General features: G+C 63.2%; 1 protein-coding gene. It reads right to left on the reverse strand.

Annotated elements, in window-relative coordinates:
• Positions 1-73: 73 nt before the first annotated feature.
• Entirely contained in the window at positions 74-3100 is a 3027-nt protein-coding gene (locus ACY69P_RS15510; RefSeq protein ID WP_462328129.1) for a DEAD/DEAH box helicase, read from the reverse strand.
• Positions 3101-3179 lie beyond the last annotated feature (79 nt).

Consider the following 3179-nt stretch of genomic DNA (forward strand, 5'->3'; position numbering starts at 1 on the left):
TCCAGAAAATCCTAAGGATTGTTAAGGAAATTATTTCCTTAACCCGCCGGAGGCACTCTTCCTCTTCCCGTACCTACCCCGGCAATACCAACCAATCCACGGGCAGGCGGACGTCTCTTTTCGCTTTATTGCGAAAGAGCAGATAGCCGTGCTCGGCGCCGTAGCGGTAGAGGTCGCGTGTGACGGCGACGTCCTGTTTGCAGTAGGCGACAATATCGTCGATGCGACCTTCCTTCCACCACTTGAGGGCTTGCAGGCCGTCGGCGGATTTTTGCGCGCCAAGGGTGGCCTGCGCCAGATGGTCGAGGGACAGGCGGTAGCCAAGGCGGCGGTGCACGTGTTCCAGCAGGTCGATGGTCGTCAGCGTGCGGAAGTCAAAATCCGTGTAGCCCGTGAGCACGGTGTAGTCGAAGCGCTTGATGTTGAAGCCGACGACGAAGTCATAGCCTTGCAGGTCGTCAATAAGCTGGGGGATGTCGTCCTCCAGATAGGACAACGTCTCGTCGGCGGCGGAGTCGTACACGCACACGCAGGAGACGCCCATGCGGTACGCCTTGCCCCACCCGCCGACCTCCTGCGCGGAGCGCTGGGTTTCCAGGTCGAGCACGGCGTAGCGTCCGTTGCCCTGTTCGGCGGCGGAAGCGGGGGGCGTGCTGGCGGATGCTCCCGGCTCATCGGATGCCGTCACGGATGTAGAAGGGGACGGCGGAGTGAGATTGTCGCCTGTAGGCTTCATTGTATTACGCTCCGTAGTCGGTTTGTCATCGGTGCCCGGCGCATCCTCCAGTGTCAGATTCTGAGGACGCGGGGCAGCCTTGATGGCGCGCAGAATAAAGAGGGACGCGGCTTTGTCGATGGGGCGGTTGCCGGAGCCGCACTTGGGGGAGTGCACACAGGAGGGGCACCCGAGTTCGCACTCGCAGTCCGCGACGACCGAAAGAGTCCGCTCAATGAGTTCCTCGGCGGTATCAAAGGCCTGCCGCGTCAGCCCGACGCCGCCGGGCACGCCGTCGTAGACGAACACCGCCGCGCCGCCGACTTGCTGATGATAGGGGGTGGAAATGCCGCCAAGGTCGTTTCGGTCCGTCATGACGAGCAGCGGCAAAATACCAATGGCCGCGTGTTCCACGGCGTAGATGCCGCCCATAAAATGCAGATACTCGTCCTCGGCCTTGCGCTGAATCTCGCGCGGGATTTCTATCCACAGACCATCGGTCTCAAAGGTGAGGGGCGGCAGGTCCAGCGGGACAACGGTCATGAGCTTGCTGCCGCGGATGCGCCGCTTTTCATAGCCCTTTACGGTCTGGGTCACGCGCAGGCGACCCACAAATACCCGGCAGCCGTAGGCCGCACGCACGCCTGTGGTGGATAAAATTTCCGTGGTCTTCTCACTGCGCACGCGGGTGTAGTAGTCCACCTTGGCCGGGCGCACGTGCACGGCGCCGCCCTCCACATCCAGCTTGTCCACCACATAGGACCGGCCGCGGTGCAGATATACCGCGCCGGTGTAGGTCTCCGTAAAGGCGCGGTGTTCGTCGATGTCGCCAATGCTGACCTGCCCCTCGCCGCCGGCTTCCTCAAGGGAATCATGCCCTGTAACAATCTGGAAGGTCCGGCTAGAACCGCGCAGGCTGATTTCGCGGTGCGGGCGCTTGCGGTGGGAGTAAATATCACGGCCATCCGCACTGCGCAGCAGTTTGCCTTCGGCCTCAAGGCGCGCAACCTGCTCGGCCATGCCCGGTTCGGCAAGCCACGGCTCGTCCGGCGACAGCGGCAGCTCCGCCGACGCGCACACAAGGTGCTTTTCTACAATGACCGGATTGACCGGGTTCAGCACCGCATTCTCGGACGGACGCGCGAAGAAGTCGCGCGGGTTCTTCATAAAATACTGGTCCAGCTGATCCTCGCCCGCAACAAGGGCCACGGCGGATTCTTGCTGGGCGCGGCCAACGCGCCCCCCGCGCTGCAGGGTGCTCATGATGGTGCCGGGGTAGCCCACCAGAATGCACAGGTCCAGATTGCCGATGTCGATGCCCAGTTCCAGCGCGCTGGTGGAGACGACGGCCAACAGCTCGCCGGAGGCCATGCGCTCCTCAATATCGCGCCGCTCCTCGGGCAGAAAGCCCGCGCGGTAGGCGCTGATGCGGTCCCTGTAGCGCCCGGCGCGCTGGGAAGCCCACATGGAGATAAGCTCCGTCATCTTGCGCGACTGGCAGTAAACAATGGTCCGCATGCCGCGTGCAAGGGCGGCCTTCAGGAGATGAATAGCCACTTGCGAGGGGCTCTCGGCCATGGTCAGGGCCGGATTCACAAACACAAAATGCCGCGAGCCTTGCGGCGCGCCAGACTCGGTAACGGTCTCGACGTCAAGCCCGGTAAGGTCATGCGTCAGCTGGCCGGGATTGCCCACCGTGGCGGACAAAAACGCAAAGGACGGGTTCGCCCCGTACCGCGCGCACACGCGCCGCATCCGGCGGAAAACCTGCGCCATGTGCGAGCCAAGCACCCCGCGATAGGTGTGCACCTCGTCCACCACCACATGGGTCAGCCCCGCCCAGAATGCGGCCCACCGCTCATGGTAGGGCAGCATGGATAGATGCATCATCTCCGGGTTGGTCATAAGCACATGGGGTGGATTATCGCGAATTTTCTTGCGGAACCACTGCGTGGTGTCGCCGTCGTAGATGCGGGCTTCGGGCCGATCGTCGCCGGGCCATGGGGCCACAAGCTCGTTGAAGCCCTTCAACTGGTCCTGCGCAAGGGCTTTGAGGGGGAAAAGATACAGCGCGCGGCTGTCGGGGTTGGAAAGCACCTGCTCGATGACGGGCAGGTTGTAGATGAGGGTCTTGCCGCTGGCCGTTGGGGTGGCGGCAACCATACTGCGCCCACTGCGCAGAATATCCATGGCGCGGGCCTGATGGGAATACAGCTGCGTGATGCCGCGCCACGCCAGCAAGCGCTCCACGGTGACGGGCCATGGGCGACGGCACGCCGCCGTGACGGCAGGGCGCCCCTCCACAACCTGATGGTGGACCACAAGCTGGCCCAGCTGTTTGGAATCCTTGAGGGCCTGAATATATTCGCGGACGTCTGCTGCCATTCTCTCTCCCCGGCGCACTGCGCCGAGGGACAATCCTTACTGCGCCCGGGGCCTGAGGGCAAGGGGGCAAAGGCCTTCC

It is taken from the genome of Desulfobaculum sp. (assembly GCF_054921475.1).